This window comes from Pseudomonas sp. TH43, assembly GCF_016650635.1.
Lineage (GTDB): Bacteria > Pseudomonadota > Gammaproteobacteria > Pseudomonadales > Pseudomonadaceae > Aquipseudomonas.
This window is the reverse complement of sequence record NZ_JAEKFI010000001.1, coordinates 37,230-57,261: the sequence shown is the minus strand read 5'-3', so window position 1 is coordinate 57,261 and position 20,032 is coordinate 37,230. Positions and strand designations below refer to the sequence as shown.

Sequence of the window (20,032 nt, the reverse complement as noted above, 5' to 3'; positions counted from 1 at the left end):
ATGAGCGTCAGCAGCACTTCCCCCGCTCTCAACCGGGCGCTGTTGCTCAGCCCGGTGGTGTTGACCTTGCTCGCCCTGATCGCCATTCCGCTGGGGATCATGGGTTACATCAGCCTGTTGCCGCGCAACACCTACGGTGGCGTCGACTGGCAGGCGCAATGGCAACTGCAAAGCTACGTGCAACTGTTTTTCCAGGAAGGTTTTGATGGCGAACTCGAACTGAACTGGGTCTACGCCCAAGCGCTGTTGCGTTCGGTGCTGCAGGCCGGTGGCACCACCGTACTGTGCTTTCTGTTCGGTTTTCCGGTGGCGCTGTGGATGTCGAGTCTGACCCCGCGTCGACGCAATCTGATGGTGTTGCTCATCACCATTCCGTTCTGGACCAACCTGCTGATCCGCAACTACGCGTGGCCGATCATCCTGCGCGAACACGGTTGGGTCGCACAGAGTCTTAACGCGCTGTTGCCGAGTGCCGGCGGCATCACCCTGCTCTACAACGATTTCGCGGTGAGCGTCGGCCTGGTCTACAGCTTTCTGCCGTTCATGATCCTGCCGATCTACTCGACCCTGGAAAAACTCGACTGGCGTCTGGTCGAAGCCGCCTACGACCTCGGCGCCAACCGCTGGCACGCCTTGCGGCGGATCATCCTGCCGCTGTCGATGCCGGGCGTGATTGCCGGTGCGCTGCTGGTGTTCGTGCCGAGTCTGGGCGCCTTCATCACCCCGGCGATTCTCGGCGGCGGCAAGACGCTGATGATCGGCAATCTTATCCAGCAGCAGTTCGGCACCGCGCGCAACTGGCCGCTGGGCAGTTCGCTGTCGTTCCTGTTGCTGGCGATTCTGCTGGTGTCGCTGGTGCTCTACGCGCTGTACAGCCGCCATACGTCGAAGACCCTCAATCGGGGAGCCAAAGCATGATTTCTCTGCACCTGAAAAAACTCCCGGCAACCCGTGAAATCAGCCTGCTGATTCTGGCTTATCTGTATCTGCCGATCTTTGTGTTGATCGCCTACAGCTTCAACGCCAACCGCTCGGCGACGGTGTGGACCGAGTTCTCGTTTGCCTGGTACGGACGGATTCTGGCCAACCCGTCGATTCAGACCGCGGCGCTGAATTCGATCATCGTGGCAACCATCGCCACGGTGTGCGCCACGGCGATTGCGCTGCTGGCGGCGCTGGCGACCTATCGACCTTTCTACGGACAGAAAATGGTCGAGGGCGGGATCAATCTGCCGCTGATCCTGCCGGAGATCGTCACCGCGGTGGCCACCCTGCTGCTGTTCATGGCGTTGGGCATCAAGCTCGGGTTGCTGACAGTGATCGTTGCGCACATTGGCTTCTGCATTCCCTTCGCTTATTTACCGATTCGGGCACGACTCAACGATCTGGACAAGAGCCTGCTGGAAGCGGCGAACGATCTGTACGCCAATCCGTGGCAGGTGTTTCGTCGCGTGACCTTGCCACTGCTGTGGCCCGCGGTGTTGTCCGGTGCGGTGCTGGCGTTCGTGGTCAGCCTCGACGATTTCATCATGACCTTCTTCGTCGCCGGCCCCGGTTCTACGACGTTGCCGGTGTACATCTTCTCAGCGATCAAGGCCGGCGTGACGCCGGAGATCAACGCGATTTCGACACTGATGCTGGTGATTTCCATCGTGCTGGTGGTCCTGGCCTTCTGGCTGGGTCAACGCGGTAAACAACAATAAATCTGGAGCGCTCTCATGAAGATGAAAAGCATGCGTTTGGCTGTATCCGGTCTGGCCCTGAGTTGTTTCACCGCGTTTGGCGCTCATGCCGCCGAGCCGAAAGAGCTGTTTTTCTACAACTGGACTGATTACTACCCGGTCGATCTGCTGGCCAAGTTCGAAAAAGAAACCGGCATCAAGGTGACCATGGATGGTTACGACAGCAACGAAACCCTGCTCGCCAAATTGCAGGCCGGCGGAGCCGCGTATGACGTGATCGTACCGTCGCAATCAATCATGCAGACGTTGATCAAACAGGATCTGCTGATGGAAATCGACACGCCGACCCTGAGCAACTTTCAGTACGTCAAAGGGCCGTTCCGCGATCCGGGTTTCGACCCCGGCCGCAAGTTCTCGGCGCCGTATCTGTGGGGCACCACCGGGTTTTCCTATGACAGTGCGCGGGTGCCGGGCGGCAAGCTGGATGATTCATGGAAGGAGTTCTTTGAACCGCGCAAAGAGCTGCAAGGCCAGCTCGCCGCGCTGGATACGTCGAGCAGCGTGATCAATGCCGCCAGCCATTACCTGAACGTCGACGAATGCAGCGAAAACCCGCAGGACGCCAAGCGCATCCTTGAACTGCTGCAAAAACAGAAGCCGTTCTTGAAGATGTACAGCTCCGACAACACTGTCGACCGCATGGCTTCCGGCGAGGTGATCATGATGCAGAACTGGAACGGTTCTACCGCGCGGGCCACCTTGCAGAAAAGCACGATCAAGTACGTGTATCCGCGTGAAGGCGTGGCGATGTTCCAGGACAACTTTGCCGTGCCGAAAAGCGCACCGCATCCGGGCAACGCGAAGATCTTCATCGACTGGATGATGAAACCGGAAAACGCGGCGGCCGTGTCCAACGCCATTGCCTACGCCAACGGCATTCAAAGCGATCATCTGCTCGATCCGAAATGGAAGGTCATGGACGCGATCAACATGCCCGAGGAATACGCCTCGCGCCTGCGTCCCGAGAAGGAATGCAGCAACAAGGCGCGCGAGCTGCAGGATCGGATCTGGTCGAAGCTCAAGGGTTGAGTGCCTGATTTGAAACCGAGGTGCGGCCTTCGCGAGCAAGCTTTGCTCCTACAAAGGTTATGTGTGATCAAACCATTCCGTGTAGGAGCCGAGCTTGCTCGCGAAGAGGCCCGCCCGGCCAACACATAATTTGAAGACCTGAATGAGGTTTGTATGACCCAGCCACACTGGCTCCGTAACGTGCGCCCCTACGGCGCCCCCGCCGAAGACCTGCTGATCGAAAACGGCCGCTTCACTCAACGCCGCCCGGCCAACAATGCACCGCTGGGCGCCACCGACATCGACGGCCACAACCAACTCCTCACCCCCGCCCTGGTCGAAAGCCACGTCCACCTCGACAAAACCCTCTACGGCCAACCCTGGCGCCCGAACAGCGCCGGCCCGACGCTCAAGGACTACATCAGCAACGAACGCCGCATTCTGCGCGAAGTAAAAGCCCCCATAGCCGAACGCGCCGGCGCGCTGCTGGAAAACTGCATCGCGCGCGGCTCGCTGACGATGCGTTGCCACGTCGACATCGATCCAGAATTCGGCCTGCGTCACGTCGAAGCCATGCAGCAATTGCGTGAGCGCTACAAAGACCTGATTGATCTGCAACTGGTGGTGTTTCCGCAAACCGGTTTGATCAGCCGCCCCGGCACCGCCCAATTGATGCGCGAAGCCATGGCGCTGGGCGTGGAGAACGTCGGCGGGCTCGACCCGTGCGGCATTGATAACGACCCGATCGCACAACTGGATTTCGTTTTCAAACTGGCGGCTGAGTTTGGGCGTGGCGTGGATATTCACCTGCACGACAGGGGTGAACTGGGCCTGTGGCAGATCGCGCTGATTGCCGATTACACCGAGCGTTTCAGCCTGCAAAACCGCGTGATGATCAGCCACGCCTATTGCCTGGGCATGTTGCCGTGGAGTCAGGTAAAACCGGTCGCCGAACGTTTGGCGGCGCTGGGGATTTCGCTGATGAGTTCGGCGCCGGCCGACACCGCCGTGCCACCGTTTTTGGCATTGCGTGGAGCTGGGGTGAATGTCTGCCTGGGTTCCGACGGCATTCGTGATGCGTGGTCGCCGATGGGCAATGGCGACATGCTCGAACGCGCGATGTTGCTGGCGTTCCGATTCGATCTGGGCAAGGACGATGAGCTGGCGGCAGCATTTGAGGCCGCCACGGCCAATGGGGCGCGGGCCTTGGGGATTGAGGGTTACGGGTTGGCGATTGGCCGGCCGGCGGACTTTTTGCTGATGCCGGTCGAGACCTTGGGTGAGGCGGTGGTGTCGCGTCCACTGCGTCAGGTCTATCGCGGTGGCGCACTGATCGCCGAGGGTGGCCGCCTGTTGAGCAGCCGTCTGTGAAACGCATCGGCTTGAAAGCCAGTTGCGTGGTCGGTTTCGACGGCACGCAGCATGTGCTGTGGCGCGACGGCGAAGTGGTGTTCGCTGGGTCGCGCATCGAGTTCGTCGGACGGGGTTATACGGGGCCGGTGGATCAGTGGATCGATTACGGCAATGCGTTGATCGGCCCGGGTTTTATCGATCTCGATGCGCTGGGCGATCTCGACTCCACAGTGTTGACCCTGGATAACGGCGACGAACGCAGCATGGGGCGCATGTGGTCTTCCGAGTATCTGGCCGCTGGCCCACGTGAGACTTATAGCCTGCAAGAAGAGGTTTTCAAATACCGCTACGCCTTTACCCAGTTGATCCGCAACGGCATCACCACAGCCATGCCGATCACCTCGATGTACTACCGCGAGTGGGCGGAAACTTACGACGAGTTTGCCGCCGTTGCCGATGTGGCAGGCGAGCTGGGGCTGCGCACTTACCTCGGTCCTTGCTACATGAGCGGCATGAGTTACTGGCAGGCCGACGGCAGCCTCGCCCATCACTGGAAAGAGGCGCGCGGGCTGGCCGGACTGGATGCGGCTGAACGCTTCTTCAAGGATTTCGATGGCGCGCATGGCGGTTTGATTCGCGGCGCGCTGCTGCCGGATCGCATCCAGACCTGCACCCCGGCGCTGCTGCAACGCACCGCCGCGCTGAGCCGAGAACTGAACGCGCCGATGCGCCTGCATTGCTGTCAGGCGCCTGGCGAAGTGGCGATGGTCGAGCAATTGCGCGGCACATCACCGCTGGGTTGGTTGCAGCAGTTGGACTTGCTCACGCCGCGCAGCCTGTTACCGCACGGCATCTACACCACGGGGGATGACGACTTGCAGCGGGTCATCGATGGCGGCGCGAGTCTGGTGCATTGCCCGCTGGTGTTCGCCCGCGATGGCGAGGCGCTGAATGCCTTCGGACGTTATCGGGCCAAGGGCATCAACTTCGCCCTCGGCACGGATACCTGGCCGGCCGATCTGCTGGAAAACATGCGCCACGGTTTGCACATCGCGCGGTTGATGGAGGGTGGTTCGGCGCTGACCAGTAGTCTCGACCTCTACAACGCCGCCACCCTTGGTGGTGCGCGAGCGCTGGGTCGTGATGACCTCGGACGTCTGGCGCCCGGTGCCAAGGCCGACATCACTGTGTTCAACCTGCGCGGTCTGCACTTGGGGCCGTTGTTCGATCCGCTGAAAAACCTGCTGTTGGCCGGGCGTGGCGACGACTGCATCGCCAGTTACATCGACGGTCGCTGCGTGATGCACGACGGTCAGGTCAACGGTGTCGACTACCCCGCCCTGCAACGCCAGGCGCAACGCCAATACGAAAAACTGATGCGCAGCCACAGCGAGCGAGCCTTTGCCCGACCGGACTGGAAAAGCCTGTTCCAGCCGGCCATTCCGTTCGCCGATGACTACAGCGCCGACGCGCCATTGAGCGCAATCGATCCACTTTCCTAGAGAGTTCTGCCATGCACAGTTTCGATTTCAGCCAGCTCAGCCCACGGGAAAAATACAAAATCCTGATCGGCAGTGTGGTGCCCCGGCCGATCGCCCTGGTCACTACCATCGATGGCGAGGGCCGGGTCAACGCCGCGCCGTTCAGCTTCTTCAATGCGCTGTCGGCGGATCCACCGATTCTGGCGCTCGGCGTGGAGAATTACGGCGACCAGAGCCCGAAGGACACCACGCGCAACATTCAGTTGAATCAGGAATTCACCGTGAACATCGTCAGCGATGCGCTGGTGGAAGCGATGAATGTGTGTGCCGTGCCGTTTGCACCGGGGTTCGATGAATTGACGGCGGCGGGACTGACGGCGATTGCCGGCACCACCGTCAAATGCCCACGCATCGGAGAAGCCCCGGTGGCACTGGAGTGTCGGCGGATGATGGCGCTTAACATCGGTCAGTCGCGAGAGATTATTTTTGGTGAGGTCTTGATGGCGCACGTGCGCGATGAGTTGATCGACCCGAAAACCTTGTACATCGATCAGCTGGGGCTGGATGCCATCGGGCGCATGGGCGGCCATGGTTATGCGCGCACCCGCGATTACTTCGACCTGCCGACCCGCTCGTTGCAAGCGTGGACGGAAGCGCCGGGCGGTGGCGAACGCTTTTGGCCTCAGTCCAAATAAACCAGCAGAGAAACGCATCACCCCTGTGGGAGCGAGCCTGCTCGCGAAAGCGGTCTGTCATTCAAACATTATTTGTCTGATACACCGCTTTCGCGAGCAGGCTCGCTCCCACAGGGATTTATGGCGTTTCTAGTCCGTGCCGTACTTCGGCGAACGCGGGCCGTACAGCAGGCCTGCCGGATGCCCCGCCGAGAGCAGGCGATTGCTCGCTACGCCGGCAATCGGATAACCGGCGTCGGTCGAACTGTTGATGATCTGCTTCACCGCCGCAGTAATCAGCATGCCGACCAGACCACCGCCACCGTTGTTGCCGCCCTCTTCGCTCGACGCTCGCGCCGAACCGGTCCACAGCGTGGTGCCGCTTTTCAGGTCAACCAGTTTCGCGGTCGCCGTCACCGCCGTTTCGCTGCTGATCACCATGTAACGCGTACCGTACTCGGTCACGGTGATATACAGCGCCGCATCGGCACCGAAGATTTCCTTCAGCTTGTTGGCCGGTGCCTGATGGATGTCGTCCGGGGTGGTCAGGCCATTCTGGCGGAAAGTTTCGTCCACCAGCGCAATCGGCAACACGTAGTAACCAGCCTCGGCCAGTGGAAACGTCACTTGCGACAGCAGGCTGTACGACGCCTTCACGTCCGGCGACGTATTCAGTGGCGGCAGCACCAGAATGGTCTTTGGCCGAGCCTGTTTGTAGGCGGAATAGTCAACGGACTTGGGCGCGACGCAGCCGCCGAGTACGGTCAAAGCCAGTGCCGCAGTTAATAACTTGAGGGTACGCGAGATCATTTGGCATCTCCGGTCTTGGCGTTCTTAAGCAGAAAATCCATGTACGGGCCGGACTCGGGGAACAGCGCTTTCTCGGTGCGGAACTGCTGCACCATCTGATCGTCCTTGCCCATGCTCAGGTACAGCAGGCCAAGGTGCGCGTGGTAACCCGGCGGCACGGCTTTGCCGGTGGAGCGGATCTTTTGCAGGTCGCGTTCAAGCACTTCGGCCTGGGCTTCTTTCGGCTCTTCGCCTTTGAAGTATTCGTAGACCTGTGGTTGGTAGTCTTCCCACTGGTACAGGGTTTTCGGGCCGGCACAACCGGCCAGCAAGGCGCTGGCAGCCAGCGTCAGCGCCATCAACGAGCGCGACAAAGTCAGATTCATTGGGTGTTGCTCCATGCAATGGGCGTCGATCAGTTGCCCGGCTTCCAGGCACCGGCGTTCATGCCATCAACCAGACGATTGATCGCCTCGCGCATGGCCAGATCGAGGACTTTGCCGTTAAGGGTCGAGTCGTAGGCCGCAGTACCGCCGAAGCCGATGATTTCGCGGTTGGACAAGGCGTACTCGCCCGCACCCTGGGTCGAATAGACCACTTCGGAGGTGCTGATATTGACGATGTTCAGGTTGACCTTGGCATAGGCGATCTGGGTCTTGCCACGGCCGAGAATGCCGAACAATTGATGATCGCCAATCTCTTTGCGGCCGAACTCGGTGACGTCACCGGACACGACGTAATCAGCACCCTTCAAGCGCTGGGCCTGGCCCTTGATCGCCGCTTCCTGCTGGATTTCGCCCATGTTGTCGCGATCCAGCACGCTGAAGCGGTTGGTCTGCTGCAAGTGGGTGATCAGAATGGTCTTGGCCTGACCGCCGAGACGGTCGACGCCATCGGAGAAGATCCCGCGCATGTAGCTGGAGCGGTTGTCGAACTTGCCCACGGCCATTGGCACACGCACGCCGGTCCAGACTTGAGTGGCGCTTTCAACCTTGGCCACCGGCAGCGCGCGGGAGCTTTCGGTGGCGCAACCGGACAACGTGCCGGCGATTGTGCCGAGCACGGCAATCGCAACGCCTGAAACCAACATCCGGGAGATCATTCTCACTGAGTATTCCTTTTGAAAAACAGGGGTATCCCGGCACGGCAACGTGGTGGGGAGCGGAAAAGGGGCGGCATTATGACAAAGTGCCACTATGTCGAACAGCGTTAAATAATTTTTGACGCCATATCATTGACCAACCTTTGTAGGAGCAAGGCTTGCCCGCGAAAGCGCTGTGTCAGGCAACTCATTCCTAACCGACAGACCGCTTTCGCGAGCAAGCTCAGCTCCTACAGGATGATCATTCACACATTTTGCGTGGGAACGATCGACGCCCACCTTGTAGGAGCAAGGCTTGCCCGCGAAGGCGCTGTGTCAGGCAACTCATTCTTGACCGACAGACCGCTTTCGCGAGCAAGCTCAGCTACTACAGGACGATCATTCCCACATTCTGCGTGGGAACGATCCACGCCCACCTTGTAGGAGCAAGGCTTGCCCGCGAAAGCGCTGTGTCAGGCAACTCATTCTTGACCGACAGACCGCTTTCGCGAGCAAGCTCAGCTACTACAGGACGTGCAGTGGTCAACTAATTCCGGACACCTCGATAGGTGGTTTTGACGCCATCGCCCGCTCATAGACGGTAGGTGGCAGATATCCCAGTTTCGAGTGAAGCCGTTCGTTGTTGTAATACCCAACGATGTACTCGGTGATGTCGCGGATCGCTTCGGTATGATTGGCGTAGTCACGTCGCCATACCCGCTCCATTTTCAAGCTCAGGAAGAAGCGTTCCATCACCGCATTGTCCCAGCAATTACCTTTACGGCTCATGCTCTGCTGCATGTCGTTTCTTGCCAGTAACTCTCTGTAAGTTGCACTCGCGTATTGGCTGCCACGATCCGAGTGGGCAATCAGGCCTGGCGGCGGTTGGCGCTGTGCGATGGCCAGTTGCATCGCAGTGCACACCAGCTCTGCCGGCATGTTCGGAGCCATCGACCAGCCCACGATCTTGCGCGAAAACAAGTCCAACACCACGGCCAGATACAGCCAGCCACTGCGGGTGCGGATGTAGGTGATGTCTGCCACCCAAGCCTTGTTTGGCGCTGCCGGATCAAATTTTCGGCTCAGTACATTTTCGGCAATCGGCAGATCATGATTGCTATCGGTCGTGTGCACAAACTTACGCTTCCAAGCCGAACGTAGCCCATTGGTACGCATTAAACGGCGGATTTTATACAGCCCAACAAACAGGCCTTTGCCGCGCAAAGCGTCGCGCAAGGGCCGGCTGCCGTAGCAGCCACCACTCTCGGCAAAAGACGCCTTGAGTTGCAAAACGACAGGACAACTCTGCCGGACGGGCGCATCAGCACGCTTTTGCGACTCATAGAAGCCCGAGCGACTGATGCTCAGTAACCGACAGACATGTGTCACTGAGTAGGCCTTCTGTTGCAGCTGCCGAACCAGTCGATACCTTACTTCAGCTCGCGGGCAAAGAAGGCCGTAGCCTTTTTTAAGATGTCGTTATCCATCTTGAGCTGGCGATTTTCCTGTTCCAATTGCCGGATGCGCTGTTGCTCTGCCGTCAATGGCTTGCCGATTCCGGCCTGCCCCAATTGCTCTGCCTCGTACTGTTGAACCCAGCGTCGAACGGCTGTCTCACCAATGTTCAGATCTTGGCAAACCTGCGTAACGGTTAGCCCCTGATCCTTGATCATCTTCACGACTTGCAGCTTGAAGCTGTCGTCGAATGCCCTGCGTTTTTTGGTCATGAGTAACTCCTCGATAGATGTATTTTCCACCTATCGGGGTGTCCGGGGAAATTAGACCACTGCAACGATCATTCCCACATTCTGCGTGGGAACGATCCACGCCCACCTTGTAGGAGCAAGGCTTGCCCGCGAAAGCGCTGTGTCAGGCAACTCATTCTTGACCGACAGACCGCTTTCGCGAGCAAGCTCAGCTCCTACAGGATGATCATTCACACATTCTGCGTGGGAACGATCGACGCCCACCTTGTAGGAGCAAGGCTTGCCCGCGAAAGCGCTGTGTCAGGCAACTCATTCTTGACCGACAGACCGCTTTCGCGAGCAAGCTCAGCTCCTACAGGACGATCATTCACACATTTTGCGTGGGAACGATCGACGCCCACCTTGTAGGAGCAAGGCTTGCCCGCGAAAGCGCTGTGTCAGGCAACTCATTCTTGACCGACAGACCGCTTTCGCGAGCAAGCTCAGCTCCTGCAGGATGATCATTCACACGCTCTGCGTAGGTATGCAGCCACGGGAGGTGTTACCACGCAGAGCGTAGGAACGATCGGAGTGCGCTAATGGAAATCGCGGCTCTGTACGCGGATGCCATTGAGCAGCGGGCTCAGGTCGCTCAGGCGTCCGGCGATCAAGTGGCGCACTTCGCCTGAGCGCTCCCAGCGGCCATCGACCTTGAGTAGCTGCGAGCCCACAAGCACCTGGCGCTGACGCTCGGCCAGGTCGCGCCAAACCACCACGTTGACGTTGCCAAACTCGTCTTCCAAAGTCACGAAGGTCACACCGCTGGCGGTGCCCGGCCGTTGCCGCCCGGTGACCAGCCCGGCAACGCTCACCGGCCTGCCGTGTTCAAAGTCGAGCAATTCCTGCGAACTTCGACAGCGCCGCGCCTTCAACTCACTGCGTAGCAGCGCCAGCGGGTGCGGGCCCAGCGTGGTGCCTATCGTGGTGTAGTCCGCGTGCAGATCTTCACCGACACTCGGTTTGGGCAGCACTACATCAGGCTCTTCCGGGCTCGGCAACCCAGCAAATAAACCGAGTTGTTTCTGTACCCCCGCCACCTCCCAGCGCGCCCGATGACGATGCCCGGCCAAGCCGCGCAATGCCCCGGAATCGGCCAACAACGCCTGCGCTCGGCTGTCGAGCCCCGCCCGCTCCCCCAGATTGGCGACATCGGCAAACGCCCCACGCTCGCGCGCCGCTTCGATACGCCGGGCGTCGTCCTCGCGAAAACCCTTGATCATGCGCAGACCCATACGAATCGCCGGTTGCGCGCCGGTGGTGGTTTCCAGGCTGCAATCCCAGTCGCTGGCGCGCACGTCCACCGGGCGAATCTGCAACTGATGCCGACGCGCGTCCTGCAGAATCTGGTCGGGACTGTAGAAGCCCATTGGCCAGCTGTTGATCAGCGCACAGGCGAACGCCGCCGGTTCGTGGCACTTGAGCCAGCAACTGGCGTAGGTCAACAAGGCAAAACTGGCGGCGTGGGACTCAGGAAAGCCGTAGCTGCCGAAGCCCTTGATCTGCTCGAAAATCTGCGCGGCGAACTCTTCCGTGTAGCCGTTTTTCTTCATGCCAGCGGCGAGGCGCGCCTTGTGCGGTTCCAGACCACCGTGGCGTTTCCATGCGGCCATCGAACGGCGCAACTGGTCGGCCTCGCCGGGGCTGTAGTCTGCCGCGACGATGGCGATCTGCATCACCTGTTCCTGAAACAGCGGTACGCCGAGGGTTCTTTCCAGCACCACCTTAAGTTCTGGCGACGGATAGGTCTCCTCTTCTTCCTTGTTCCGACGCCGCAGATACGGATGGACCATCCCGCCCTGAATCGGCCCCGGGCGGACGATGGCCACTTCGATCACCAGGTCGTAGAACTTCGCCGGCTTCAAGCGCGGCAGCATCGACATCTGTGCGCGGGATTCAATCTGGAACACGCCGATGGTGTCGGCGCGGCTGATCATCTCGTAGGTCGGTTTGTCTTCGGCCGGGATGTTCGCCAGGCTCAGGTCCAGATTGCGGTGACGACGCAGCAAGTCGAAGCAGCGGCGAATCGCGCTGAGCATGCCCAGCGCGAGGATATCCACTTTGAGCAGGCCGACCGCATCGAGGTCGTCCTTGTCCCACTGAATGATCGTGCGATCGGCCATCGCCGCGTTCTCAACCGGCACCAGCGTGTCCAGCGGCTGCTCGGAAATCACGAAGCCGCCGGGGTGTTGCGACAAATGCCGAGGGAAGCCGATTAGTTGCCCGGTCAGGCTCAGCACCCGGCGCAGCACCGGGCTGTCAGGGTCAAATCCACCTTCGAGCAATCGCGCCAGCGGCGGTGTTTCATCGCTCCAGTGGCCGCAGCAATCGGCCAGCGCATTGATCTGATCCGGGGGCAGGCCCAGCGCCTTGGCCACATCGCGTACCGCGCCGGCGGCGTGATAGGTGCTGACCACCGCCGTCAGCGCCGCACGACGGCGGCCATAACGGCGAAACACGTATTGCAGAACCTCTTCGCGGCGCTCGTGCTCAAAATCGACGTCGATGTCCGGCGGCTCGTTACGCTCCTTCGACATGAAGCGCTCGAACAGCAGCGTGGTGCGATCCGGGTCGATTTCGGTAATGCCCAGGGCAAAACACACCGCCGAGTTGGCCGCCGAACCACGGCCCTGACAGAGGATTTTTTGCTCACGGGCGAAGCGCACCACGTCATGCACGGTGAGGAAGTAGCTTTCGTAGCCGAGTTCGGCGATCAGTTGCAGCTCATCGTCGATCTGCTTGAGCACTTTGGCTTGCGGGCCTTTGGGCCAGCGCCAGGCAATGCCTTCTTCGGTCAGGTGGCGCAGCCAGGAACTGGCGCTGTGCCCCTCGGGCACCAGTTCCTTGGGATATTGATAACGTAATTCACTCAGATCGAAGGTGCAGCGCCGGGCCAGATTCACCGACTCTTCCAGCAAGGCCGCCGGATACAGTTCACGCAACACTTCGAGGCTGCGCAAATGCCGCTCGCCATTGGGATGCAGGCGCAATCCCGCCTCGGCCACCGGCACGTGATGACGGATCGCCGTCATGGTGTCCTGCAAGGCGCGCCGGCCACGGGCGTGCATGTGCACATCGCCGCTGGCCACCGCTGTCATTCCCAGCTCAGCAGCCAGACTCAACAACGCCGCCAACCGTCGCTGATCGTCCTGCCCGCAATGCAACTGCACCGCCAGCCACAGTTGCTCGCCGAAGGTCTGCTTCAGCCAGCGGCCCTCTTGCACCTGATCCACCGAATCAGGCACCCACAGCACCAACAAGCCCGACAGCGGTTCGTCGAAGTCCTCGCGCAGTACCTGATACTGGCCTTTCTGCGTGCGTCGGCGGGCACGAGTGATCAACCCGCACAGCGCCTGGTAGCCGGCAAGATTCTCCACCAGCAGCACCAGTTTCGGGCCGTTTTCGATACGTACTTCGCTGCCGATGATCAGTGGCAATTCGACCGATTTTGCCGCTTGCCACGCCCGAACAATCCCGGCCAGCGTGCACTCATCGGTGATCGCCAGCGCCTGATAACCGTGTTTTTTCGCGCGCTGAAACAGCTCAAGAGCACTGGACGCACCGCGCTGAAAACTGAAATTCGACAGGCAGTGCAGTTCAGCATAGCCAGCGTTCATGCAAACCAGCCCTGCAGCCACAACGGACCGCCCTCGCCTACCGCGCGATAGGCCCAGCCCTGCTGACCGGCGCGGTTCTGGATCAGGTAGTAATCGCGGCGCACATCGTCGCCGTCCCACCAGCCCGATTCGATGCGCTCCGGGCCCATGAGGATTCGCGCCGAACCTTGCGGCACGCTTTGCGGCTCACCGAGCAACCAGCCCGGACGCTGGACACTCGGCAAGCCTGCGCAACGTTGTTTATCGACACCGTTCTGCCACGCGCACTCCGGCCGATGATCGGCCTGGAATCGCAGCCCTTGCACCGCATCATCGCCCAACCGTGCGCGCAGGCGCTCGCGTAACTGCTCCCACGGCAAGGTCTGCTGCGGACGGTCGTCGAACAGCTCCTGAAACTGCGGCACGAAACTCGGCAGATCCTCGGCGCGCAAGCGAAAACCGCGCACCGGCGCTTCAACTTGCACTTGCTCCAGCCGTCCACGCGCCAGCTCAAAGAGCATCGCCGGGTCACGTTCGGCGCTGAGCAGGCCAACCTTGATTACGCTGTCCGGCAGCCCGGCGTGCTCCAGATGAAGGTCGAAACGCTGCACGCCGCTGTCGCGCCCACAAAGGAATGCCGACAGATCGCCGGTCAAACGGCGTAACGGGAACAGCAGTGCCTGATGGGATTGCACGTCGAAATTCAGTTCGATGCGTACATCGAATCGATCGGGCGGCAGGTAAAACTCCAGCGCCAATGGCCGCGCACCGAACAAGGTGTCGAGGTGTTTGAGCATCTGCGCTTCGAAACGCCGGGCCAGCGCCTGACGCGGCAGGTTCTGCAACTGACTGAGGTTGCGCAGGCCCATGCGCGACAACGCCGTGGCTACGCCCGGTTCCAGCCCAACGCGGTCGACGGGCAATTGCCCGAGGTGATGCTGCAAGGCTTCGCCGTCCGGCACCACCAAACCGTCATAAGCGTTGGCCAACACTCGCGCCGCTACTGGATTCGGTGCGGCGACGATGCGATGGCGGAAGCCCAGATCGGTCAGTTCCTTGCGTAACCGTGCTTCGAACTGCGCCCAGGAACCGAACAGGCCCAGGCTCGACTCGATCTCGAACACCACGGTGCGCGGGTAATGCACGCTGACCTGCGCGCTGAAACCGTAGGCCCACGCGGCGAGAAACTGCTGCCAGTGTTCGACCTCGGCGGCCTCGTAATCAGCGGTGACAAAACCTTTGCTCATGGCCTGGGCGGCGGTCATCGACTGGCCGGGACGCAAACCGAGTTTGCGCGCCGCCGGATTCACCGCTTGCAGCACCCGCCGCTGGGCCGGGCCACTGAGCAGCACCAACGGTTCATCGGGATCGGGACGCTGACGCAGCACGGCGTCGAGGGCCAATTGCGGGAACAGAATACACACCCAGCGCATGGCGACCTCAGTGACCCACGGCAAAGGCAATCGGCGCGGTGCGCGCGAGTCCGCCACGGCACTTGAGGACGCGTAATTGCGCAGGTTTGGCGTCGATGGCAATGCGCAGCGCGGCGGGCGACGGGTTGACCGCTTCGCTCAACGGGCGCCAGGCAAACGCCAGGGTCTGGCCGGTTTCCGCCGCCACCTGCAAGCGCCGCAAGGCGCGATCATCAGCCTTGTGCGGCCAGCACAGCACCGCGCCGCAACTGCCCGAACGCAGGCATTGTTCCGCCGCCCACAAGGCATCGCGCTCACTGGCCTGAATCACCGACAACTGACGCAGGTCGACCCCGGCGTTCTCCCACGCTTGCGGGTACGGCACGAACGGCGGCGCCACCAGCACGATGCGCTCGCCCGCTGCCGACAGCCGCGCCAGCGTCGGCCAGACCAATTGCAGCTCGCCGACCCCGGGGCCGGCCAACAGGATTTCGCTCAATGCCGCTTCCGGCCAGCCACCGCTGGGCAGTGCCGCGTCCAGCGCTGCATGCCCGGTCGGTTGTGGGCTGGCAGCCGGTGGCGCAGGCCGGCCCTTCCAGACCTGGCCGCCATTGAACAGCGTATCCAACGCAACGACGGCGCCCATCAGCCTTGCCTCACCAGACCGCAGAACACCCCTTCGATGGCCAGATCCTGATCGTCGCGCACGACAATCGGCTGATACGCCGGGTTGCGCGGCAACAGCCGCACTTCATCGCCGAGCCGTTCGAAACGTTTGATGGTGACTTCACCGTCGAGCCGCGCGACAACGATCTGGCCGTTGAGCGCTTCGGGATTGCGCCGCACGCCGACCAGATCGCCGTCGAGAATGCCGTCCTCAATCATTGAGTCGCCCTGCACCCGCAGCATGTAATCGGGCGTGCGCGAGAACAGCGCCGGGTCGAGCAGCAAGCGGCTATGGATGTCGGCATCGGCGCCAATCGGCGCACCGGCAGCGACGCGGCCGAGCACGGGAATGTCGAGCAACTCCGGGCGCGCCGGTTGCCCAAGCAAACGAATGCCTCGGGCCTGATGCGGATTGACTTCGATAAACCCGGCTTCGGTAAGCGCCAGCACATGCTTGCGCGCCACGCTGCGCGAAGCAAAACCAAAAGCCTCGCTGATTTCAGCGAGGCTTGGGGGCTGACCGTGCTCGGCGATGCGATCGCGGATAAAAGTCAGAATGGCGGTACGGCGGGGAGTGAGGTTGGTCATGGAGTACATTTGTACTCCTGTAGGATTTTCCTGACAAGCACCGCAGGTCAGGATCCCCGTAAATCCATGTAGGAGCTGCCGAAGGCTGCGATCTTTTGATCTTGCCTTTAAAAAAAACATCAAAAGATCGCAGCCTGCGGCAGCTCCTACAGGGGATTTGACGTCAGTTGAGGTGGCGTTCGGCGAGGAAGGCGGCGATGTAATCGATGAACGCCACGACTTTGGCCGTGGCCCGCCGATGGCTCGGGTACACCGCGAGAATGTGCGGGCCGAAAGTATCCGGGTCGATCTCGTAATCAGCCATGACCCGCACCAGTCGCCCGTCGGCGATGTACGGCGCAGCGCTCCACAGTGGCGTGTGCAGCAAACCGCGCCCGGCCAGAGCGCTGGCCAGCAACAGATCGTAATTGTCGCTGCGCAACCGCGGCGTCGCCGGTTGGGGAAGGCTATGGCGCTGACCGTCGCGCTCGGCCCACCAGAATTCGCGGCTGAGCAAAGGGTGCTGATAGAGCAGCCATTCATGCTGTTCGAGGGTCTGCGGATTGACCGGTAAACCCTTACGCGCCAAATACTCGGGACTGCCGCACAGGGCCAGACGATTGCTGCCCACCACCCGCGCAATCAGCCCCGGCAAGTCATCGTGGCCTTCACGCAAGGCCAGGTCATAACCACTTTCGAGCAGATTGACGAACGCATCACACAGATCCACTTGCAGGCTGATCTGCGGGTATTGCTGCAAAAAACCGTCACACACCTGATCGAGAAACGCCCGTCCATAGGCCAGCGGCGCAGTGATTTTCAGGCTGCCGCGCAAGCCATGCTGCAACTGCTCGATTTCTTCGCTGGCCTCGTCCAGCCGCTGCAACACCAGCCGCGCAGTTTCCAGATACACCCGACCAATCTCGGTCAGCAAAATCCGCCGCGTGCTGCGCTCGAACAACCGCGCGCCGAGTTCAGACTCCAGATGGTTGACCGCTTTGGTCAGGGCCGAGGGGGTCTTGCCCAATTGCTCGGCGGCGCGGCTGAAACTGCCGAGCTGCGCGGTGACCACGAACATTTTCAATGCGCCCAACTTGTCCATGCTTTTTCCATTCAGGCAAAAACGTTTTTCGTGCGGGAGGCGTTCTGTCAGCCGCTTCCAGCCACTAATCTCGCCATCAGACGCAATAACAAGGAAATCTTCAATGAAAAGATTCATCCCGAAGCTGTTGGTTGTCGCTGTAAGTTTTGCCTCGATGGAAGCCATGGCCGCGCCTGATCTGATCCTGCTCAATGGCAAGATTTTCACCGCCGACCGTGCGCAACCCAAGGTTCAGGCACTGGCCGTGGAAAACGGCAAGGTGCTGAAAGTCGGCACAGATGCGCAGATCAAAGCCTTGATCGAACCCGGCACCCAAGTCATCGACCTCAAGGGCAAAGCCCTGATGCCCGGCCTGATCGACAGCCATTCCCACGCGATTTTCGGCGGGCTGGAAATGGTGTCGGCCAACATGGAGGACGAAGTCGTCGCCCTCGATGAGCTGGAAAAACGCCTGCGCGGCTGGCGCGAAGACGGCAAAGCCAAACACGGCGATGTGCTGAGCATTGCCGGCATGAGTTCGGCTTATTGGGCACAGGCTGAAGCGCTGGGCAAAACCTTCAACAGCGGCGAATGGGCGAGCGTGCCGGTGGTGTTCATCGGCAGCGATCACCACACCGCATGGGCCAACAATGTGATGCTCAAACTCGCTGGCATTGATGCAGCATTGCTGAAGACCCTGCCCGACGCAGAAAAGGACACCCTCGGCAAACTGGCCAGTGGCGAGCCCAACGGCTTCGTGGTCGATGCCGGTTGGGATCGCGTCGCCTCGAAAATGCCGGTGCCGAGCCCCACCGACATGTTGAACGCTGCCAAATCAGCGGTGCGTTTCAACAACAGCCTCGGCATCACCGCGTGGATGGACCCGGCCGCCAACGCCGCACCGGGCGAGGCGGTATTTGCGCTCAAGCCCACCGAAAAAACCGTCGGTGTGCTGCCGGCATATAAAGCGCTGTCGGCAAGCGGCGACATGAGTGTGCACGTCGCCGCACTGCTGGTGGCCAACCCGAAAAGCGTGCCCGCCGACCTCGATACCCTGGACAAGGTTCGCCAGCAATTTCAGGGCATTGCCAATCTGACCTTGCCCGGCATCAAGATCTTCGCCGACGGCGTGATCGAGTTCCCGGCGCAGAGCGCGGCGATGATCGATCCGTACAGCAACTCGCACAAACAGGGTGAATTACTGATCGATCCGCAGCATTTCGGCGAGCTGGTCAGTGCCATTGACCAGCGTGGTTGGCTGGTGCATATCCATGCGATTGGCGACCGCGCAGTGCGTGAATCGCTGAATGGCATCGAACAGGCGCGCAAGGATCGCCAGAGCGGCATTACCCACTCGATCACCCACCTGCAAATGGTCAACCCGAAAGAGTTCGCGCGCTTCAAGCCGCTCAATGTGATCGCTTCGATGCAGTTGCTCTGGGCCAGCGCCGACGACTACACCACCGACATGATCAAACCGTACGTCAGCGCCCTCGCCTTTCGCTATCAATACCCGGCGCATTCGTTGCTCAAACAGGGCGCGACGATTGCCGGCGCCAGTGACTGGCCGGTGTCTTCGCCGAATCCCTTCAATGCCATGGCCCAGGCCATCACCCGCGTCGGCCCGCTGGGCGTGCTCAATGCCGACGAGCGTCTGGACCGTGAAACCATGTTCTACGCCTACACCGTCAACGCGGCGCGAACCATCGGCCTGGAGAAACAGATCGGCTCGCTGACACCGGGCAAGCAGGCAGACTTCATCGTGCTTGATCGTGATGTGTTCAGCGTCGACAACAAAGCCCTGCATGACACCAAAGTTTTGCAAACCTGGTTCGGCGGCCGTCAGGTCTATACCGCGGCTCAATAACAACAAGGTCTCGCCCTATGTCGCGGGCCTGAAATCACCTTTTCGCCACACCCCCTGTAGGAGCCGAGCTTGCTCGCGAAAGCGTCAGTTCAGTCGACATCAATGCTGAATGAACGGCCGCCTTCGCGAGCAAGCTCGGCTCCTACAAAACTTCGTACTGCCCAACAATAATCACAACATCGGGACTTCACATGAAAGCCTTGCCCCTGTTCGCCCTGAGTTTCTTGAGCGTGCTGCCCTTGAGCAGCCAAGCGATCCCTTTGAACGACGACTTTGCGCTGCTGGTGGATCTGACCCTGGCCAGCGATTACCGCACTCGTGGCATCTCGCAGACCCAGAATGATCCCGCCATGCAGGCCGGTCTGACCCTCGCTCACAGCAGCGGCCTGTACCTCGGCGCTTGGAGCTCGAACGTCGATTTCGGCGGCGGCCTGAAAACCCGTCAGGAAGTCGACTACTACGCGGGTTGGCTGTGGCAGGCCACCGAGGATGTCAGCCTCGATCTGGGTTACATCAAATATGCCTACCCCAAGGAAAGCCAGTTCAACCAGAGCGAGGTCTACGGGATTCTCGGGGTTTATGGCGTGAAACTGGCGGCGTATTACTCCAGTGATGCGCCGGGGATCGATAGCAAACAGAGCTCGCTGTACAGCTACATCAGCTATGAAACCGAGCTGCCTTACGAATCAGGGCTGAAGTTGCGTTACGGCAATATGGACTTCAAGGATCCGCACTTGTACTCGGCGTCCGGCAGCGCCGAAGAGTCGTACCGCGAATGGGAAGTCAAACTCACTCACAATCTGGCCGGTGTGGTGTTGGGCCTGAGCTACATCGACACCGATCTGTCGCAAAGCCAGTGCCTGAGCAATTGGGGCTTCAAGGACGTCTGCACCGCCACCGTGGTCGCCAGCGTCAGCAAATCCTTCTGACCCAGACCTAATCTGCTCCTACAGGGGGCGGGCATTTGTTACGG

At 60.5% G+C, this 20,032-nt stretch carries 17 protein-coding genes; 8 read left to right on the top strand and 9 right to left on the bottom strand.

The window, feature by feature from the left end:
- From JFT81_RS00195 to JFT81_RS00170, 6 genes are all read left to right on the top strand, one after another.
- Entirely contained in the window at positions 1-918 is a 918-nt protein-coding gene (locus tag JFT81_RS00195) for an ABC transporter permease (RefSeq protein ID WP_201225337.1), read from the top strand.
- Positions 915-1,703 (top strand): ABC transporter permease, encoded by a 789-nt coding sequence (locus JFT81_RS00190; protein ID WP_008085891.1) that lies wholly within the window; start codon positions 915-917, stop codon positions 1,701-1,703. The genes JFT81_RS00195 and JFT81_RS00190 overlap by 4 nt, the downstream gene beginning before the upstream one ends.
- Positions 1,704-1,718: 15 nt before the next feature.
- Complete coding sequence (locus tag JFT81_RS00185; RefSeq protein WP_201225336.1) at positions 1,719-2,771, top strand: extracellular solute-binding protein; 1,053 nt, start codon at positions 1,719-1,721, stop codon at positions 2,769-2,771.
- Between the two features lie 153 nt (positions 2,772-2,924).
- Positions 2,925-4,121, top strand: a complete 1,197-nt coding sequence (locus JFT81_RS00180) for an amidohydrolase family protein (protein WP_201225334.1) — start codon at positions 2,925-2,927, stop codon at positions 4,119-4,121.
- Positions 4,118-5,605 (top strand): amidohydrolase family protein, encoded by a 1,488-nt coding sequence (locus tag JFT81_RS00175; protein WP_201225332.1) that lies wholly within the window; start codon positions 4,118-4,120, stop codon positions 5,603-5,605. Before JFT81_RS00180 ends, JFT81_RS00175 begins: the two co-directional genes overlap by 4 nt.
- 11 nt (positions 5,606-5,616) lie before the next feature.
- Positions 5,617-6,279: a flavin reductase family protein gene (locus JFT81_RS00170; protein ID WP_201225330.1), complete on the top strand. Its 663-nt coding sequence runs from the start codon at positions 5,617-5,619 to the stop codon at positions 6,277-6,279.
- A gap of 129 nt (positions 6,280-6,408) precedes the next feature.
- Here the strand turns inward: JFT81_RS00170 and JFT81_RS00165 are convergent, their stop codons facing one another.
- The 9 genes from JFT81_RS00165 to JFT81_RS00125 all read right to left on the bottom strand — a co-directional run bounded on the left by JFT81_RS00165 (position 6,409) and on the right by JFT81_RS00125 (position 17,213).
- A complete protein-coding gene (locus tag JFT81_RS00165) occupies positions 6,409-7,068 on the bottom strand; it encodes a DUF799 domain-containing protein (RefSeq protein ID WP_201225328.1) in 660 nt (219 codons plus the stop codon).
- Entirely contained in the window at positions 7,065-7,433 is a 369-nt protein-coding gene (locus JFT81_RS00160; protein WP_201225326.1) for a DUF4810 domain-containing protein, read from the bottom strand. The genes JFT81_RS00165 and JFT81_RS00160 overlap by 4 nt, the downstream gene beginning before the upstream one ends.
- Before the next feature lie 29 nt (positions 7,434-7,462).
- Positions 7,463-8,149, bottom strand: a complete 687-nt coding sequence (locus tag JFT81_RS00155; protein ID WP_201226637.1) for a CsgG/HfaB family protein — start codon at positions 8,147-8,149, stop codon at positions 7,463-7,465.
- Between the two features lie 522 nt (positions 8,150-8,671).
- A protein-coding gene (locus tag JFT81_RS00150) for an IS3 family transposase (protein ID WP_207199775.1) occupies positions 8,672-9,855 on the bottom strand; the annotation gives its coding sequence in 2 pieces (ribosomal slippage) (positions 8,672-9,591 and positions 9,591-9,855; 1,185 coding nt in all).
- A 554-nt stretch (positions 9,856-10,409) separates the two neighbouring features.
- A complete protein-coding gene (locus JFT81_RS00145) occupies positions 10,410-13,487 on the bottom strand; it encodes an error-prone DNA polymerase (protein ID WP_201225324.1) in 3,078 nt (1,025 codons plus the stop codon).
- Complete coding sequence (locus JFT81_RS00140; RefSeq protein ID WP_201225322.1) at positions 13,484-14,899, bottom strand: DNA polymerase Y family protein; 1,416 nt, start codon at positions 14,897-14,899, stop codon at positions 13,484-13,486. The genes JFT81_RS00145 and JFT81_RS00140 overlap by 4 nt, the downstream gene beginning before the upstream one ends.
- A gap of 7 nt (positions 14,900-14,906) precedes the next feature.
- Entirely contained in the window at positions 14,907-15,524 is a 618-nt protein-coding gene (gene imuA, locus JFT81_RS00135; RefSeq protein ID WP_053120911.1) for a translesion DNA synthesis-associated protein ImuA, read from the bottom strand.
- The gene (gene lexA / locus JFT81_RS00130; RefSeq protein ID WP_201225320.1) at positions 15,524-16,141 is read right to left on the bottom strand and encodes a transcriptional repressor LexA; all 618 of its coding nucleotides are present in this window, start codon (positions 16,139-16,141) and stop codon (positions 15,524-15,526) included. Before lexA ends, imuA begins: the two co-directional genes overlap by 1 nt.
- Before the next feature lie 154 nt (positions 16,142-16,295).
- Positions 16,296-17,213: a LysR family transcriptional regulator gene (locus JFT81_RS00125; protein WP_201225319.1), complete on the bottom strand. Its 918-nt coding sequence runs from the start codon at positions 17,211-17,213 to the stop codon at positions 16,296-16,298.
- A 103-nt stretch (positions 17,214-17,316) separates the two neighbouring features.
- On the opposite strand from JFT81_RS00125, the gene JFT81_RS00120 reads away from it, so the two are divergent.
- The gene (locus tag JFT81_RS00120; RefSeq protein WP_201225317.1) at positions 17,317-19,059 is read left to right on the top strand and encodes an amidohydrolase; all 1,743 of its coding nucleotides are present in this window, start codon (positions 17,317-17,319) and stop codon (positions 19,057-19,059) included.
- Between the two features lie 191 nt (positions 19,060-19,250).
- A complete protein-coding gene (locus tag JFT81_RS00115) occupies positions 19,251-19,988 on the top strand; it encodes a TorF family putative porin (RefSeq protein ID WP_201225315.1) in 738 nt (245 codons plus the stop codon).
- Positions 19,989-20,032: the final 44 nt, after the last annotated feature.